At 71.4% G+C, this 17,290-nt stretch carries 14 protein-coding genes; 11 read left to right on the top strand and 3 right to left on the bottom strand.

Annotated elements, in window-relative coordinates; genetic code table 11:
• Nucleotides 1-232: 232 nt before the first annotated feature.
• From AB0D10_RS42760 to AB0D10_RS42745, 4 genes are all read left to right on the top strand, one after another.
• Nucleotides 233-889, top strand: a complete 657-nt coding sequence (locus tag AB0D10_RS42760) for an HAD family phosphatase (RefSeq protein ID WP_360267362.1) — start codon at nucleotides 233-235, stop codon at nucleotides 887-889.
• Nucleotides 890-1,014: 125 nt separating this feature from the next.
• On the top strand, nucleotides 1,015-2,223 hold the full coding sequence (locus AB0D10_RS42755; protein ID WP_360267356.1) for a helix-turn-helix transcriptional regulator: 1,209 nt from the start codon (nucleotides 1,015-1,017) through the stop codon (nucleotides 2,221-2,223).
• A gap of 183 nt (nucleotides 2,224-2,406) precedes the next feature.
• On the top strand, nucleotides 2,407-2,913 hold the full coding sequence (locus AB0D10_RS42750) for a hypothetical protein (protein WP_360267353.1): 507 nt from the start codon (nucleotides 2,407-2,409) through the stop codon (nucleotides 2,911-2,913).
• Nucleotides 2,914-2,950: 37 nt separating this feature from the next.
• Nucleotides 2,951-3,496 carry an ATP-binding protein gene (locus AB0D10_RS42745; RefSeq protein WP_360267351.1) on the top strand — a complete coding sequence of 182 codons (546 nt, stop codon included), beginning with the start codon at nucleotides 2,951-2,953 and terminating at the stop codon, nucleotides 3,494-3,496.
• Between the two features lie 238 nt (nucleotides 3,497-3,734).
• On the opposite strand, the gene AB0D10_RS42740 is transcribed toward AB0D10_RS42745, so the two are convergent.
• Both AB0D10_RS42740 and AB0D10_RS42735 read right to left on the bottom strand, forming a co-directional pair.
• Nucleotides 3,735-4,883: a helix-turn-helix transcriptional regulator gene (locus AB0D10_RS42740; RefSeq protein WP_360267349.1), complete on the bottom strand. Its 1,149-nt coding sequence runs from the start codon at nucleotides 4,881-4,883 to the stop codon at nucleotides 3,735-3,737.
• Between the two features lie 3 nt (nucleotides 4,884-4,886).
• Nucleotides 4,887-5,318: an NUDIX domain-containing protein gene (locus tag AB0D10_RS42735; protein ID WP_360267346.1), complete on the bottom strand. Its 432-nt coding sequence runs from the start codon at nucleotides 5,316-5,318 to the stop codon at nucleotides 4,887-4,889.
• A 177-nt stretch (nucleotides 5,319-5,495) separates the two neighbouring features.
• Between AB0D10_RS42735 and AB0D10_RS42730 the strand changes: the two genes are divergently transcribed.
• The 6 genes from AB0D10_RS42730 to AB0D10_RS42705 all read left to right on the top strand — a co-directional run bounded on the left by AB0D10_RS42730 (nucleotide 5,496) and on the right by AB0D10_RS42705 (nucleotide 14,324).
• Nucleotides 5,496-6,377 carry a TauD/TfdA family dioxygenase gene (locus AB0D10_RS42730; protein ID WP_360267343.1) on the top strand — a complete coding sequence of 294 codons (882 nt, stop codon included), beginning with the start codon at nucleotides 5,496-5,498 and terminating at the stop codon, nucleotides 6,375-6,377.
• 65 nt (nucleotides 6,378-6,442) lie between these two features.
• Nucleotides 6,443-6,610 (top strand): FxLD family lanthipeptide, encoded by a 168-nt coding sequence (locus tag AB0D10_RS42725; RefSeq protein ID WP_360267341.1) that lies wholly within the window; start codon nucleotides 6,443-6,445, stop codon nucleotides 6,608-6,610.
• Nucleotides 6,611-6,698: 88 nt separating this feature from the next.
• Complete coding sequence (locus AB0D10_RS42720; RefSeq protein ID WP_360267338.1) at nucleotides 6,699-9,716, top strand: lantibiotic dehydratase; 3,018 nt, start codon at nucleotides 6,699-6,701, stop codon at nucleotides 9,714-9,716.
• A gap of 65 nt (nucleotides 9,717-9,781) precedes the next feature.
• The gene (locus AB0D10_RS42715) at nucleotides 9,782-10,972 is read left to right on the top strand and encodes a lanthionine synthetase C family protein (protein WP_360267336.1); all 1,191 of its coding nucleotides are present in this window, start codon (nucleotides 9,782-9,784) and stop codon (nucleotides 10,970-10,972) included.
• Between the two features lie 23 nt (nucleotides 10,973-10,995).
• Nucleotides 10,996-13,086: a methyltransferase, FxLD system gene (gene fxlM, locus AB0D10_RS42710; RefSeq protein ID WP_360267333.1), complete on the top strand. Its 2,091-nt coding sequence runs from the start codon at nucleotides 10,996-10,998 to the stop codon at nucleotides 13,084-13,086.
• 5 nt (nucleotides 13,087-13,091) lie between these two features.
• Nucleotides 13,092-14,324 (top strand): hypothetical protein, encoded by a 1,233-nt coding sequence (locus tag AB0D10_RS42705; RefSeq protein ID WP_360267330.1) that lies wholly within the window; start codon nucleotides 13,092-13,094, stop codon nucleotides 14,322-14,324.
• 303 nt (nucleotides 14,325-14,627) lie between these two features.
• Here AB0D10_RS42705 and AB0D10_RS42700 read toward each other — a convergent pair whose 3' ends face one another.
• Nucleotides 14,628-15,206 carry a LuxR C-terminal-related transcriptional regulator gene (locus AB0D10_RS42700; protein ID WP_360267359.1) on the bottom strand — a complete coding sequence of 193 codons (579 nt, stop codon included), beginning with the start codon at nucleotides 15,204-15,206 and terminating at the stop codon, nucleotides 14,628-14,630.
• Between the two features lie 684 nt (nucleotides 15,207-15,890).
• Between AB0D10_RS42700 and AB0D10_RS42695 the strand changes: the two genes are divergently transcribed.
• Entirely contained in the window at nucleotides 15,891-17,276 is a 1,386-nt protein-coding gene (locus AB0D10_RS42695) for a glycosyltransferase (RefSeq protein ID WP_360267328.1), read from the top strand.
• Nucleotides 17,277-17,290: the final 14 nt, after the last annotated feature.

Genomic DNA, 17,290 nt, shown 5'->3' with positions numbered 1-17,290 from the left:
CACGGCGCTGACGTGCCTTCGCTGTCAGCCCGCCCCCATCCGCATATCGCATGCCAGACGGTCTACAGCGGCAGGTGACCGTCCCTCAGCGAAACGGCAGATCCATCACCCCAAAGAGCTGATGTCAGTAACGACCCGGTGTCCCACGGATCAGGGGGCAGCGGGCTGTGTCCCACGGCGTCGGGTGGCGGGTACCTTCGCGGTACAGCGACGTACCAAGAAGGGATCCACCATGGCCCAGTCACGCGACACTGATACGCCGCCGTCCTCGTATCGGGGCCTGATCCTGGACTTCGCCGGGGTTCTGACCACGGATGCGCTCCAGGTGCACCGGGAGTGGTGTATCCGCCAGGGACTCGACCCCGAGGCGTGGCGGCGCACACTGAACACGCACCCGGTGGTCCGGCAGCTGTACGTCGACCTTGAGCGGGGAGCCCTGAGCCAGGCCGAGTGGAACCGCCAGGCGGCACCGTACCTCGGGCTGAGCGATCATGAGAATCTGATGGGCCGGGCATGGTCCGACGTCCGGCCGGCTGCCGACATGGTGGCGCTCGCCAAGGCTGCGCGCGAGGCCGGGTACGTGGTTGCGATGCTGTCGAACAGCTTCGGCCTGGACCCGTACGACCCGTACGCCGCCTGCGGGGTGTGGGAGTTGTTCGACGTGACGGTGGTGTCCGAGCGGGAGGGCCTCGCGAAGCCGGACCCCGCGATCTACCAGCTGACGCTCGACCGCATGGGACTTCCCGGTGAAGCGTGCGTGTTCGTCGACGACCATCCGGTGAACCTCCCGCCGGCCGAAGCACTCGGCATCACGACGGTGCTCGCCGACGGGGAGCCCAGCACCACTGCCCGGGTGGCGGCCCTGTTCGGCATCGGTGCCCGCGTCTGAGTCACCTATCGACCGGCCGCGCCCCGCACGTCAGCTGACGCACGGGGCGTGACCGTTCTCTGCCATACCCCCACTCTGCGGGGGTACCGTCCCGGGAAGGCCACAACCTGAGACGGAGTCAGCCTATGACCCTCTGGGCAGAACGCACCACGGCGGAACGAGTCAAGATCCTGCGCGGCAGAGCCGTCACGCAGGAGGCCCTGGCGGAGAAGTCGGGGGTTTCCCTCGGCACGATCCGGAAGCTGGAACAGGGCGGCAACCTGTCGCTGCCGTCGCTGCTGAAGGTGGCCGTTGGCCTTGGTACGGACGTGTCGGTGATCCTCGGTCAGCAGTCTCCCCGACGGGGCATGGAACTGGATGAACGCGCCGCCCTCCGCGCGGTTTCGGCGGCCGTTCACGACACCGGCCTCGGCATCGGCACCGATGTCGAGCCCGGCAGCCTGGACGACCTGCGGGACGCCGCGCGGCGGGCGGACGCCGCGTTCTGGAGCGCCCGGTACGTGGAGCTCGGTGCGATCCTCTCCCGGCTGCTGCCCGAGGCGTGGGCCCTCTACGACGCCGCCGAGCCCGACCGGCGCGAAGCCGCCGGCGGAGTACTGGCCGACGCCTTCCAGACTGCCGCCGTCATGGCCAACGTCCTTGGTGCCCGCGACCTCGGCTACACGGCGATCACCCACGGCCGCAACGTCGCAGAGCGAATCGGCGACGACCTACGGTCGGCCCACCTGATGGCCTCGCTGTCGTGGATCTGCCTCCGGGACGGGCACACGGCCAAGGGCGTGCAGGTCGCGGAGCGCGCTGCGGCCAAGGTGGAACCGAGGATGTCCGACAGCGACCCCGACCGGCTCAGCGTGTACGGGCAACTCGTCACCAACGCGGCCGTCGCCGCATCCCGGGGCGGCGCGAAGGCGGACACCGCCCGCGACTACCTGAGTCAGGCCCACGCCGTGGCTGCGCGGCTCGGCCGGGAACATGCCCGAGGCGACCAAGGTCAGCCGTTCGGGCCGTCGTACGCGGCCACGCAGGCCATGTCCGTGGCAATGGCGCTCGGCGACACCTCCGCCGCAGTGCGGCTGATCCAGACAACCCGCCTACACCCGGAGATGCCCTTGGCCACCCGAGCGCGGTTCCACCTGGACGTAGCGCTGACACGCACCGAGACGCGGCAGTGGGAGGCCGCCGCGGCAGCCTTGAAGGAAGCGTGCCGGATGGCCCCGACATGGGTGCGTCACCAGGCACTTCCAGGCGTGATCACGGACCGGATCGCGGACGTGTCGGTGTCGATGGCGCGCAGTGCCGCGCAGGCCGCCGGCGTCCCACTGGTCATCAGGTAGGGACCACATCGGGGCGTGGTGCCCCCATGAGCAGCGGAAACACGCCACCACCACGGTCCGTGGCACCCAGCCGACGACGTCCCAACGGGTCCCACGGAGCGTGGTAGTCGGCCCTCCGCGACTTCGGTCGCTACCACGCCCCGAGTCTTCACTGACGGTGATGTGACGGTGACAGTGGTCTGCATGACCAGCGACCACCAACGACCGACCGGGTGCATTCCCGTCGCCATCTATCTTTGCGCCGGAGACGCACCCGCCGCCGATCTCCTCGCGGCTCACGTCCGCGCCTTCGCCGAGGCCCGTCAGTGGACCGTGGCCCTGCTCGCCGTGGATGTCGACGCCGCGCAGCCCCTCGTCACTCGGCCCGGTTGGCAGGCCGTCACCCACGCGCTGTCCGAGCACATCGTCGCCGGAGTCGTCACCTGGACTCGCGGCATGGTCCACGACGACCCCAAGGCCACCCCGAACCAGCACACAGCCGCCTTCGACCGGCTGGCGACCGTCCTGCGAGAGCGCGGCGCGTTCCTCACCGTTGCCGCCCGCCCTGCTGCCCTGGCTGGCGCGCTTCCGCAGCGCCGCTCCCCGGGCGACCACTGGCGACGGCGAGAGCTCACGTCCTCGGCCGCCGGCCTGTTCACCCCGCGCCGCGCAGCCGGATTCGGCACCGACCCCAGGACCAACGGATGCTGACCCGGACGGGCGCTGGGCGACGCACGCGGACCGTGCGATGACCACCAGCCTGGAACTCGCCACACAGACCGCCGAGATGCGATCGCCCGCGCCGCCGGGACCGGCGACCGTGCGCCTGCCGTACGTCGCGCAGTCGGCTGCGACGGCCCGTCACCTGGTCCGCGCCAAGCTGACCGAGTGGGAGCTGCCCGACCTGATCGACGGCGCCCTGTTGATCATCTCCGAGTTGGTTGCCAACGCGGTTGGTACCGGTTGTCAGACATACATGATCGTCGCCATTCGACGTCCGACGGACCACACCGTGCGGCTGCTGGTCTCCGACGGGTCGGCGTCCCTGCCCGTGCGGATCGACGCCGGTTCCGACGCCGAGTCCGGACGCGGCCTCGACCTGGTCCACAAGCTCACGAAGGGCAAGTGGGGCGTGCAGCTCTGGCACCGGGGCAAGGTCGTCCACGCCGACCTGCCTACCCCCGTGCCTGATCACGCTCCGAGTGACCACCAGCGCGGAGGCACCTCGCGGGCCACGGCTGCTGCCCGACATCTGTTCCCGACTGCTTCCACCAGTTCCAGGAAGACCAAATGATCTTTCGAGTCGTTTCTGCAGCCGCGATCCTCACGTTCTGCGTGACGCTCGTCTCCTCAGCACCCGCTCGGGCTCCAGAGCCGGGCGCGCCCATGTGGACCGAACCAGCAACCGGGAGCCACCCGGTCTCTGCCGCTTCCGGTCAGTGATCCCGCCTTGGTTCTGTCCCAAGGCGGGCCGCCCACCAGTTCAAGGGATGTGGTCCGCCGTGTTCATCGGTGTCCCGCCGCCGTGGAGATCAGGCAGCTATCTCCGCCCTCAGCCGTTCCAGGGCACCGTCCGCCTGTTCCCTGACTTCAGGCAGACGTCGGCCGGCCCGGAGAGCGCGCTGGAGTTGGTGCGGCAGGCGGTGGAGGGTGGCGCCGTCGACCGCGGCGCTGAGCTGTTGCGCCGCGCCGGTCGGGTCTCCCTTCCGCAGCAGCACTTCGCCGGCCGTGATCGCCGCGATGATCCGCCACTGGGACGTCGCTGCAAGACCGGTGGCCGGTGCCCGGTCGAGCTGCCGAACCGCTTCGGCGACCCGTCCGGTGCCCATGAGACCTCGAAGGCGGACTTCGTGGAGTGTGAACTCGGAGAACAGGGCGGTAGGCGTCACATCGTTCAGCAGTCGGCGGCCCTCATCGATAGCGGCGTCGAAGACGGCAGAGTTCCCGGCGGCTCCGGCCGCACGGGCGAGCAGCATGGTGGCCTCGGCGCGTTCGGTGGCGGTACGGGCGATGTCGCGTGCCTGCGCGAGCCTCTCCAGTGCGCGGAGGTGCAAGCCGGACTTGCGAAGTTCGTTGCCGTGGTGGCGCAGTGCGTGGGCGTGCAGGCCCGGATCACCCAGGCGTCGAGCGACGCTGAGTCCCTTGCCGGTCCAACGGGCTGCGGCGGCCAGGCGCTCCTCCGGGAGCACGTGACCGAGCGCGACGCCGAGGCCGACACGGGCGCTCGCGAGGAGGCGCAGGGTGTCGAGGTCGGCGTGGCCGTCGGCGGTTCGGGCTTCCAGGCGGGCGACCAGCGGCCACAGCTCGGCGACTGCGGTGGTGGCTTGGCCGGCCTGGCGGGCGACCTCGGCCAGGCGCAGCACGGAGTCGGCGAGTTGGATCAGGAGTTGGTGGTCTCCGTCGGCGTCGTCGGTGATGCCGAGGCAGTGAGGCGGGAGGCCGAGGCGTTCGGCGATGTGGCGCAGGGCGCCGATGTCGGTGATGGTGCGCGAGCCGGTCTCGATGCGGGAGACGTAGCTGGTGGAGTAGCCGAGGAGGTCCGCCAGCTCCTGTTGCGGCAGGGTGTGGAGTTCGCGATAGAGCTGGAGGATTTCGGGCAGGGCGCGGCGGCGCAGGATGTCCTGGGCTCTCGGTGTGGTCCAGTGCCAGCGGATTCCGCTGTAGGGGTCGATCCCGGCCATGGGTCAGGCCTGGTCGTGCTGTTCGTACCAGCGGGCGATGGAGTCCTTGTAGCCCTGTGGCATGACCAGCCCGGGCACCTCGTCGCGGTGGAAGAGGCCGGCTTCCTTGTGTTCGTGGCTGACGACCGGGGCCCGGTGGGCGTCGGTGGCGGTGCAGCCGTAAGTGACGATGAAGACCTGGCGGCCGGGGATCGGCTCGTACATCCACACGTCGAGCAGCGGGCCGGCAGTGGCCGTCCAGCCGCTCTCTTCGTGGATCTCGGTGATCACCCGCTGCTCGGGCGTCTCCGTTCCCTCCAGCTTGCCACCGGGCAGTTCCCATTCCTGACGCTCGTTCTTCAGCAACAGCACCCGTTGCTGCGGGTCGAGCACGACGCCCTTGATGGAGATCGGGAAGGTCGGCGGCACGTAGGGCTGTTCTGTCTGTCCGGTCATCGCTTCTTCCGGGGCGCGCAGGCGGTCACGGGCCCGTCGAAGGTAGCAGTTGAGCGCTCGCGCGGCGCCACGTTGCCCGGCGATCACGGTTTGACAATCTGTCACTTCCCATTCGGCTTACGGGCGGTGGAAAGTGTGTCGCCTCCCACCCACTCGGTTCCCTGAGGGAGATCCACGATGCCGTCTTCCGATTTCAACCGCCCTAGCGGCGACGGGTTCACCGCGCGCATGCTGGACGGAGAAGCGCGCGAGCACGCGGCAGCGGTGCTTCGTGAACACGGGATGCTCCGGCTCGCCAGGCTGGGCGGGCGGGACGAAGTGCTCCGCACGGCCGGTCGGCTGATGTCCGCGCTGTGGCAGCACCGGGATGCCGACCCGGACGGTCTGACCATGATCCGCGACACCGGCCGCCACGACGGACGGCCGGGCTTCGCGGGGCTGGGCCGCGAAGCCCTGGCTCTGCACACCGAGTGCGCACAGCACCCGGCGCCGCCCCGGCTGCTCCTGCTCGCGTGTGCGCGGGCCGGCGACGCCGGCGGCGAGAGCCTGCTGGTGGACGGCCGAGCCGTCCTCGCCGAGCTGGCTGCGCACCGCCCAGCCGTCATCGAAGCGTTCGCCGCGGATCGGGCCGCCTTCTTCGGTGGATCGAGCGGCCTCTTCGCCCCGTTCCTTCAGCAGTTGCCAGGCGACCGCTGGCGGTTGCGGCTGCGGCAGGACGACTTCGCCCGCTTCTCGCCCGAGGCCGAGGCGCACCTGCCGGCCTTGTGCCAGGCCCTCGACCGGAACACCCAGCGGTTGCGTCTCGCGCCCGGGCAGGGTGTCGTGCTGGACAACCACCGTGTGCTGCACGGCCGCACCGCCTTCTCGGGCGAGCGGCTGATACTGCGCGCGCTGGGCGAACCGCATCCCGCGCTCGGTCTCGATCCGGGGTTCCTCGCGTCGTGCCCAACTGCCGCGCGCCCGAACAGCCGGCCTGCGGGAAGCCTGAGCGACCAACTCCCCACCGCAGCAGAGCCGAACACCGACACCCGGCACTGCCGCCCCACCGTCTCCTGGTGACGCGAGGCGCACCCGCGCCCCGGCTCCAGGTCCCGCAAGGGAAACCCACCACAAGGAGAAGCCCCATGGCCCAGAAGATCACGGTCGAGTCCAAGGCCACCACGCCCGCCGCCGGCGACGAGTTCGACCTCGACGTCCGCACCGTCGAGACCGCCGACGCGGCGAGCCTGCAGGTCCTCACCGACGACGGCTGCGGCAGCACCTGCGGCGCCTGCACCACCGGCCTGCACTGACCCGGCCGGCCGGTGCCCCGGGAGCAGCGTCCCTGGGCACCGGCCGCCACACCGTCCCGTCCTGTCTCCGACTGCGAGGTCCACGCCCATGCGCCCTCCCGCTTCCACGGCTCCCTACCGCGCCGCGAAGGTGGCGCTCGTACGCGCCGTTGCCAGACCCGATCTGCGAGTTCCCGCGTGGCCGGAGCTTGACGGCGATGGTGCCTCAGCAAGCGACCGCCGAATGCGGTGGCTGCGCGCCGTATGGGCGGACACGCTGCTCTCCCAATCCCTCGGCCTGGCCAGTCCGGCTCTCGCCCGGCGCGTTGCTCAGCTGACGGCTTCCCCTTCGCCCTCATCGCGAGACGTGCGGCGTGCTGCTCTGTCCACCGCCCGCTACTTGGCCCGGGCGACGGGGCGCCCGACCCCGTTCGGTCACTTCGCCGGGGTGCAAGCGGTGTCGTTCGGACCGTCCTGCGACCTGCGTTGGGGCGACGAGCATCACGCCGTCACCCGTGCCTCTACCGCCCGTCTGGCCCGGTTGATCGAGCGGTTGGAGCGCTGCCCCGCCCTGCTGGCCCGTCTGGACGTGACGGCGAACACCACCGTCCAGGTGCGTGGCGACCGTCTCGTCGTCCCCCATCGCCCGCTCGAACGACCCGGCGGCGGCACGACGTCAGCCGAGACAACCGTGCGCCACACCCGTCCCGTTTCCTTCGCCATCGCCTCCGCCCGCCATCCGATTCGTTTCCAGGAGCTGGCCGACAAGATCCAGGCCGAGTTCCCCAGCGCGGCCACGGAGCATGTGTCCGGTCTCCTCGCCGAGCTCATCGCCTTGCAGGCGCTCATCACCAATCTGCACGCGCCGGCGACCGGTACCGATCCGCTCCAACACCTGCTGTCCGCCCTGGAGGCCGCCGACGCCGAAGAAGTCACCGCAACTGCCGCGCCCTTGGCAGATCTACGCGCCGCCGGCGCCGCCGGTGGCGACCTTCTCGCGGCCGCCGTGGACCTGCGGCTGGACGCCGACCTCGTCCTCCCGCTCGCGGTGGCCGACGAGGCCGCACGCGCAGCCCACCTGCTCGCCCGGCTCAGCCCTGCGCCCAACGGCACCGCAGCATGGCGCTCCTACCACCAGCGGTTCTACGAGCGCTACGGCCGCGGCGCCCTGGTACCGCTGCTCGATGTGGTCGCCGACAGCGGGATCGGCTGGCCCGACGGCTATCCCGGCACCCGGCCCGCCGAGAAGCCCCGCTTCGACGAGCGTGACAGGATCCTGGCCACGATCGCCCAACAGGCCGCTCTCGACGGCGCGCGCGAGGTCGTCCTCGACGAGCGCCTGTTGGCCGCACTCGACCAGGGCCCCACCGAACCCCGTCTGACACCGCACCTGGAAGTCGTCGCTCGCATCCACGCCCCCAGCCAAGAAGCGCTCGACCGGGGCGAGTTCCGACTGGAAGTCGTCTCGGCGTCCAGGGCCGCCGGCGTCTCCGTCGGCCGCTTCCTCCACCTCCTCGAATCCCGCGATCGAGCGGCGTTCACGGAGCTGTTGACGGACCTGCCGACGATGGACGAGCACGCCATCACCGCCCAGCTCTCCTTCCCGCCGCTGGACCCGGCGACCGGGCACGTCGCCCGCAGCGTGCCCACCGGCCAGCTGGTCATCAGCCTCGCCGAGCACCGCCCCACGGCCGACGGCACCCTCGGCCCCGACGACCTCGCGGTGGGCTGCGACGGACAGCGCATGTACCTGGCAGCACCGGCGCTCGGTGTCCGGATCGAAGCCTCTGCCACCCACGCCCTGAACCTCCGCCACCACACCCCGCCGCTCGCCCGGCTGATCACCGAGCTGTCCCGCGCACAGACTGCACAGGTCACACGCTTCGACTGGGGCGCCCTCCAGGCCCTGCCGTTCCGGCCACGGCTGAGGCACCGGCGCGTCATCCTCTCCCCAGCCGCCTGGCGGCTAACTGCGGCCGAACTCCACTCCTACGGGGCCCCGCAGGACCAATGGGACCAAGCCCTCGCTTCGTGGGCGAGACGGCGCCGCGTCCCACGGCATGTGCTGCTGGCCGCCGACAGCCAGGGCCTGCCACTCGACCTCGACCACCCCGGCCACCGCGTCCTGCTGCGCGAACACCTGCGCATGGGCACGCACGCAGTCCTCGTCGAGGAGCCCGACCCGGCCTCTCTCGGATGGGCCAGCGGGCGGGCCCACGAGATCGCCATCCCGGTCACGGCCACCCGGACACCTATCTGGCCTCGCCTGCCCCATCCCACCCCTGCGCGAGTCCTGCGTCACAGCCACGGTGACGCTCCCGGCACCTCACGGGTACTCCTCGCCTCCCTCTACGGCGACCTGGAGCGCCAGGACACCGTCCTCGCGCGGCACCTGACCGACCTGCTGGAGCGTCTCGGCAATCCGAAGTGGTGGTTCGTGCGCTTCCGTGACCCGCGTCAGCACCTGCGGCTGCGCATCGCCCTGCCCGACCCTGCCGCCTTCGGGCCCGCCGCCACCGTGATCAGCACGTGGACCGCAGAACTCCACCATGCCGGCCTGCTGTCGGAGGTGGTGTACCCGACCTCCTACGCGGAGACCGGTCGGTGGGGTGAAGGGCCCGCCTGGGCCGCCGCCGAGCAGGTCTTCCGCGCCGACTCCGCAGCCGTCCTCGCCCAGTTGGTCCAGCCCGCGCTGCCCGGCCGGCAGGCGCTACTCGCCGCGCACGCCGTCGCCATCGCGGCCGGGTTCACCGGCTCGGCGACCGCCGGCTTGCGCTGGCTCGTCGACAACATCCCAGCCCAGGCCCCGGCAGCCATCCCCCGGCCGCTCTTCGCCGAGGCCGTATGCCTCGCGGACCCTGCCGACGGGTGGGCCGCGCTGCGCGAAGAGGCGGGCGGAGCCGAGATCGTGCAGGCGTGGGCCGGCCGTGACATCGCGCTGGACGCCTATCGTCGTCACTTCCCGGGGCCCGCCACCCGGGGCGTGAACGCCGACGACGTTCTCGGCTCACTGCTGCACTGCTCGTACGTGCGCGCGCATCGGATCGACTTCGACGACGAGGGCCGGGTGCTCTACCTGGCCCGCGCCGCCGCTCTCGCTCGCCTGTCCCGGGACCGTGCCCTGTGACCACCCCGCACCCTGCTCTCCGGCTGTCTGACCGAATCGCCGAGCTGCTGGCCGATCCTGCCGACGTGCCCGCTACGTGGTCGTCGCGCCCGCAGTGGCGCCAGTCGCTGGCGCACGGCGCCCCGGGCATCGCCCTGCTCCACATCGAGCGCGCCGCCGCCGGCCGGGGCCCGTGGGAGCCGGTGCGTGCCTGGCTGTCGGTCGCGGCCGGCGTCTCGGTCACCAGCGGAGCGGACAGCTACCTCTACTACGGCGCCCCGGCGCTCGCCCACGCCCTCACCTGTGCCGTGCAGGCCCGCCCCGGCTCCTACCAGCGTGGCCTCGACCACCTGGACCAGGTCGTGGCCGCTGACGCGGTACGCCGCTGCGAGCAGGCGGAGGCCCGTACCGAGCGGGGCGACCTGCCACGGCTCGCCGAGTTCGACACGATCCGGGGGCTTGCCGGCATCGGCTCGGTCCTCCTGCGCCGCGCTCCCGACGGAGAGGCGATTCGGCGGGTCGTGGCCTGCCTGGTCCGTCTGACCGGGAACGTCAAGCACGAGGGGGAGGTCCTGCCCGGCTGGTGGACCCTGACCGGCCCGTCCGGCGAGCGGGACGAGCGGTTCCCCGGCGGGCACGCCAACACCGGGCTCGCGCACGGGATCGCCGGGCCGCTCGCGCTCCTCGCCCTCTCGCTGCGGCGCGACATCGAGGTCGACGGCCAGCGCGACGCGATCCGCACCGTCCTGGCCTGGCTGGAGCGCTGGCGCGACAACCACGCCTGGCCGTACTGGATCACCCCCGCACACCTGACCGGCCTTGACCGCAGACCGCTTCCGCCACAGCGGCCGAGCTGGTGCTACGGCACCGCCGGCATCGCCCGCGCCCAGCAACTCGCCGCCCTCGCCCTCGACGACCCGCACCTGCGCCACGACGCCGAAAGCGGCCTGGCCACCGCACTCGTGGACCCGAAGGCCCTGGCTGCCACCACCGACCTGTCGGCGTGCCACGGCTACGCCGGGCTCGCTCACATCGCCCACCGCGCCGCCGCCGACGCCTCCCCGCTCAACGCCGGCCGGCTGCGCTCGGCCGCCACCCTGCTCCTGGACACCACCCACCCGCCGCACGCCGACCCCGACGAGCAGGCCCGCCACCTTCTGGTGAGCGCGGGGCCGGCCTTCCTGGAAGGCGCCGCCGGCACCGCCCTGGCCCTGCTCGCCCCCGCCACCGGCACCGACCCCGCGACCCACTGGGACGCCTGCCTGCTCACCTCCTGATCACCCGACCGAGGACCGATCCGATGACCACCGGCTGGATCCAGCACGACCTCACCTTCGCCGACCCCGCCACTATCGCACCAACCGCTGCCCACCACCTGGCCCCCGTACTCACCTTCGCCCAGGGCAACGGCGACCTGGACGGCTGGTGGTACATGCGCAAGAAGGGGCTGCGATTGCGCTACCGGGCCGTCGCCCCCGTGCCCGTCCTCACCTCCCTGCTCGACACTCTCGCCGAGGAGGGCCTCCTCGCGGGCTGGGCAACCGTGATCTACGAGCCCGAGACCGAGGCGTTCGGAGGCCCCGAGGCCATGGAGGTCGCCCACCGCCTCTTCCATACTGACAGTCGCAACCTGCTGGTCCGGGCCGCCGAGCCGAACCCTCCCGCCCTCGGCCGCACCGAGACCGTCGTCGTCCTCATCTCCGCCATGTTTCGCGCGGCCGGACTCGACTGGTACGAACAGGGCGACGTCTGGGCCCAGTTCGCGATGCTCCGAGACGCCCCGAAGCCCGTAGCACCCGACCGTGCCGCCACCCTGACCGCCGCCATGCGCCACCTGATGCGCCTCGACACCTGGGCCCTCACCCGCGACACCACCCCGCTCGCCCACCACGGCGCCTGGGTCCACGCCTTCGAACAGGCCGGGCAGGACCTCGCCTGTCTCGCCCGCGACGGCCACCTCACCCGCGGGCTCCGGGCGGTCCTCGCGCACCACCTCCTCTTCCACGCCAATCGCGCCGGCCTGCCGGTCGACCACCAAGCCTCCCTGGCCGCGCGGGCGTTGGACACCGTCTTCCACTCCGAGGAGGGCCCCGCGCCTTCGATGTCCACCATCCGCACCACTACTAGGGTCACCGACATGACTACGCTCAGCAGCGACACCGCTTCCGCCTCTCCGACCGCCGAGGAGCTGCGCGCCGCCCTCACCGACCGGCTGCTCGAACAGGGCGCCATCCGCACCGCCGCGGTGGAGAACGCCTTCCGTGCCGTGCCCCGCGAGCACTTCCTGCCCGGCTTCCCCCTGGAGGCCGCGTACGCGGACAATCCCACCTACACCAAGGCCGACGGCTCCGGCACGCAGATCAGCGCCGCCTCCCAGCCCGCGATCGTCGCCCTGATGCTGGAGCAGCTCCACCCGCAGCCCGGCGAGCGGATCTTCGAGGCCGGCGCGGGCACCGGCGTCAACGCCGCCTACATGGGCCGCATCGTCGGCCAGGACGGGCATGTGACGGCCGTGGACGTGGACGAGGACCTCGTCGACGGCGCCCGCAAGCACCTCGCCGACGCCGGGATCACCAACGTCGACGCGGTCCTCAGCGACGGCGCGCTCGGCCACCCCGACGGCGCGCCGTTCGACCGGGTCATCGCCACCGTCAGCACCAGCGAGATGCCCACCCCGTGGCTGGAGCAGGTCAAGCCCACCGGCCGGATCGTCCTGCCGCTGCGGCTGCGCGGGACCGCCTCCCGGGTGATCGCCTTCGAGCGCGGCGAGGGCGGCTGGGTGTCGGTCGACGACCAGCTCGCGGTCTTCATGCCGCTGCGCGGCAGCATGGACGACGCCCGCCGCACCGTCCAGCTCACCGGCGAGGGCGACGTCACCCTCCAGGTCCACAAGGACCAGGACGCCGCCGTCGACGCCTCCCGGCTGCTCGGCGTCCTCGACAGCCGGCGCCACGAGACCTGGACCGGGGTGACCATCCCCGCCGGCACCACGTACGAGTACCAGGACCTGTGGCTCGCCCTGAACCTGCCCAACTCCCTGATGCGGATGAGCGTCACCGGCTCCGCGCACGAACGCGGAACCGTCACCCCGATGTTCGGCTGGGGCGCCATGGCCACGGTCCAGGGCGGTTCCCTCGCCTACCTCACCCTGCGCCCCAGCGAGCCCACCGACGAGGGCCGCAAGACCTACGAGACCGGCGTCATCGGCCACGGCCCCGACGGCGTCGCGCTCGCCGACCTCGTCGCCGAGCAGATCCGCGTCTGGAACACCGGCTTCCGCGACCGCACCCTGCGCATCGCCCTCCCCGACACCCCCGGCGCCGCCGACCCCGCGGCCGACCGCTTCGTCCTGGAGCGCCCGAACCACCCGATCACCGTCACCTGGGAGTAGCCGCCGTGCACCCGACCGGACCGACCGCCCAGCGCTTCCCGCTGGTCCCGCGGATCCGGCCCGTCTGCCTGCCCCTGAACGCCCGTGTCGGCCGGCTCTGCGAGCTGGCCGACACGGCCTCCCGGCAGACCGACGCGGTCCTCGCCTCCATCGTCCTCAATCAGGCCGCCCTCCTAGCCTCCGATCTCGGCCTGCCCACCGACGCCCGAGCCCTGTGCCACCGCCACGCCGTCCTCTACCTCACCCGCGGCCCGCTCCCGGCCATGAGCGCCATCCGTGGCCTCGAACCCCTCGTCAACCTCGCCCGTCTCCACCTCCGAGCCGGCCGCCACCAACGCGGCCACCGACTCCTCCTCGACCTCTACCGCGCCGTCACCACCGCCACCGGGACGACGCTCGACGGCATCACCGTCCCCGCCCGCCTCACCGAAACCGACCAGCAGCGAGCGGAAGTCCGAGCATGGCTGTGGCGGGTCGTCATCGCCGACGGTACCCGCTCCCTGACCGCTGCCGGCCACTGGCAAGAGGCTCTGCGCCACATCGAGGAGCACCATGGCATCGGCCGTCGCATCCTCGACGGCCGCCAGACCGCCGTCTTAGCCGCGGCCACCTGCGGCGACCGTCCCACCGCCCTGACCCTCTTGCGCGAGACCGAAGACGGCGACCCGTGGGAGGACGCCGTCACCGCCGCCCTCACCGCTCTGTGCCGCCCCGGCGACCGGCACGCCGCCGAGTACGCCGCCGACCTGTGGACCGCACTCGACTCGGGCGACGGCCTCGCGGTGTTCACCACCAGGCTCGCCCTCACTGTCCTCGACGCCACCGACCATGGCACCCCTGCCGCCCGAAATCTCGCCCGGGCCGCCATCAGTCGAACGGAGGATTCCTGCGACGGCTACGCCCTGCGCGACCTCCTCACCCACTCCGCCGTTCGCGCCGTCCTGGACGCCAATCGAGCTGCCGCCCTCGAACAGGTTCTCGCCGCCTCCGCGCTAGGCAGCGGCAGCCTGCCCAAGGACACCCACAAGCAGTTGGACGCCGCGGTGGACAGCGCCGCCCGGGTGCTCGAAGACGCCCCGTTCGACGCAGGCGCGCCCGAAGGCGATCCACTTGAGCGGCGCCGGCCCGATCCCCGAGCATCGGATCCGCGATCGCTTCTTCGAATGCCCAACTCGCCGCCCTGGACCGCCGAGACTTTCCGTCTCGGCCCGCACAGCCCCGAGCACGCAACCGGGTGAACGGCGCCCGCGAACCGGCGGAGCGCGGGAAGGAGAGCAGGCAGTGCAGTGCCGAACCGTCCGGGACGTCATGACGTGCGAGGTCGCCACCGCCCGTTCCGGGACTCGATCCGCGAGGAGATCGCCGACGACGTCCTCCTCGGCACCCTGTGAGTGCCCGCCGAGGCGGTGGATGTCACCGCCACCTGCGACCAGGGCGTCCTGACCGTCCACGCACCCGTCGACGAGGCCGAGGTCGGCGACGAGTACGCGGGGGCGGGTGGGCACCCTGCGCTCCGGGGCCGGCGGCAAAAGCGGGCCCGGCTACTTGACGAAGCTCTCGACGACCTTCGGCGGCCAGACCCCGACCTTGAGGGCCCCCATGGAGTAGGCCCGGGAGACCAGGGCGGCGCGGTTCGGGACCCGCAGCTTCCGCAGCAGGCAGGTCACGTGGTACTCGACGCCCTGGCGGCTCAGGTAGAGCCGGGCGGCGAGCGGTACGGTCGAGACGCCGGCCGCGATGCCTTCGAGGATCCTGGCGTCGATCTCGCTCAGCAGCTTCTTCTGGCCGGCCACGACCTCGGACCCGCCTGTCTCCGGGCGCCCGTCGGGCATCATCACCAGGATCGACGACTCGTCGGGGAGCCCGCCGCGCACCATGACGGCGGTGAGCGGGACGGTGAAGGCCTCGTCGTCCGGACCGACGGCTATGACGTCGGTGGCGAAGCGGTCCCGCCGCCCCTCGATCAGGCCGGAGAACTGACGCAGCAGCGGCTGCTGGACGCTCGGGTGGACGAGGTCGCTGAAGGTCCGGCCGCAGAGGTCGGCCGATGAGCGCCCGAACTGCCAGAAGAAGGCCTCGTTGGCCTGCCGGATGGTGAGGGCCCGGTCGAGCTGGGCCATGGTCAGACCGGGCTGTCCGACCAGCGGGCGGTGCTGCGGTCCCGCGACGTCCCTTTGGACGCGGGCGGGCTCGATGGTCCGGACGGCACCGTCCTGGTCTGCATGGGAAATCACCACGGAAAGTCGGATCCTTTCAAGGAACGAATGCGGTTGGATCTCCTCGGGACGTCCCGGCGCCTTCTCCCGCAGCCTGAGCCGCACTGAACTCCGCACGGAGCCGCGGATACCGGCCGACACGCCGGTCAACGTTGACCGGCGGCCACCCCGGGCCGATTCCGCGGGTGTACCGAGGAGAGGTTCGATGACGATTCCGAGTATTCCGGGGGCCACGCCTGGAACGAACCGCAATTGCAGCTGACGGGGATTCAGCGTACCCAAGCCCCCTGTGAAGGAATATATGGGGCCCGTCAAGAAGCCGTCGGGTACTCGAACCACGGCGCCCGGGGCCTCACCCAGGCCCGGATCCGGTGGATCGCCACCCGGGCACCCGGTGCCACGCAGGGGAAAGCTTGGATGAACCATGGCTTTCCCTTGACCTGCGACTTCCGGCCAAACCGGTACACAAGCGGAGGATCGAGTCACCGCGGCGACCGGCCGGCCCGAGGACTAAGGAATTCCCGGCACCGGGCGTGAGACCAAGGTGGGGTGCAGTCCCGACCGCCAGCCCCGCCCCGAGGGAGTCCGATGAGCGCCGCGCAACGGCCGATCCTGTTTGTCAGCCTTCCGGAGAGCGGTCTGCTCAACCCCCTGCTGGTACTGGCCGGTGAGCTGGCCCGACGAGCTGTGCCCGACCTCTGGTTCGCCACCGACGAGCCCCGGCGCGCCGACGTGCTCGCCTTGGCCGACCGGTCGGCGGTGGAGTTCGCCTCCCTCGGCGACGTCTTCTCCGAGTTGTCGGCGGTCAGCTGGAGCGACGAGGTGTACCGCCGGGTGACCCAGCCGTCCCGCTTCAAAGCGCACCGCGCGGTGATCCACCAGTCCTACCGACCCGACCTGCAGGCCGAGAAGTACCGCCGGCTCGCGGCCGTGGTGGACAAGTGCGATCCGGCCGTGATGGTGATCGACTGCGTCAGCGCCTTCGCGGTCGACCTGGCTCTGACCCGGGGCATTCCGTTCGTCCTGAGCGTGCCGTTCCTCCCGAGCAATGTGCTCACCTCGCACAGCCCGTTCGGGCCCTCCCACACGCCGAGGGATTTCCCCGTCCCGCATTCCGGGCTTCCGTATCCGATGGGTTTCGGCCAAAGGCTGATCAACCGTCTCTTCAGGCTCCGCACGCTCGCGCTCTTCTTCCACCCCAGGATGGGCAGGGTGCTTTCCGAGGACGCCCGGCTGCGCAAGGAGCTGGACCTGCCGAAGCCCAGCCCCATGACGCGGATCGACCGTGCGGAAATGGTGCTCTGCAATTCCGTACGGGAGCTCGATTATCCGTTCGAAATCCCCGGGAAGGTGAAGCTCGTCGGGGCCATGGTGCCGCCGCTGCCGGAGGCCACGCCGGACGACGACCCGACCGGCGTCATGGACTGGCTGGACGCACAGTCCTCCGTCGTCTACATGGGCTTCGGCACGATCACCCGGCTCACCCGGCCACAGGTGCGCGACCTCGTGGAGGTCGCGCGGCGGCTGGACGGCCGGCACCAGGTGTTGTGGCGGCTTCCGGCCGAGCAGCAGCACCTCCTGCCGCCGCGCGACGAGCTGCCGGACAACCTGCGGGTCGAGAGCTGGTTGCCCTCCCAGCTGGACGTGCTGGCCCACCCGAAGGTCGAGGTCTTCTTCACCCACGGCGGCGGCAACGGCTTCCACGAGGGCGTGTACTTCGGGAAACCGCTGGTGATCAGGCCGTTGTGGGTCGACTGCTACGACCAGGCCGTACGCGGACAGGACTTCGGGATCAGCCTGACATTGGACCGGCCGCAGGACCTCGACCCGGACGACGTCGTCGACAAGCTCACCCGTGTCCTCGGGGACCGCTCCTTCCGCGAGCGCGCCGAACGCGTCGGCGAGGCGCAGCGCGTCGCCGGTGGCAGGGCGGCGGCAGCCGACCTCCTGCTCGGCCTGCCGGCCCTGGCCTGATCATCCACGCCACC

This window comes from Kitasatospora sp. NPDC048545, from assembly GCF_040651155.1.
Classification (GTDB): Bacteria; Actinomycetota; Actinomycetes; order Streptomycetales; family Streptomycetaceae; genus Kitasatospora.
The sequence above is the reverse complement of the archived record's forward strand: the minus strand, read 5'-3'. Positions and strand labels throughout refer to the sequence as shown.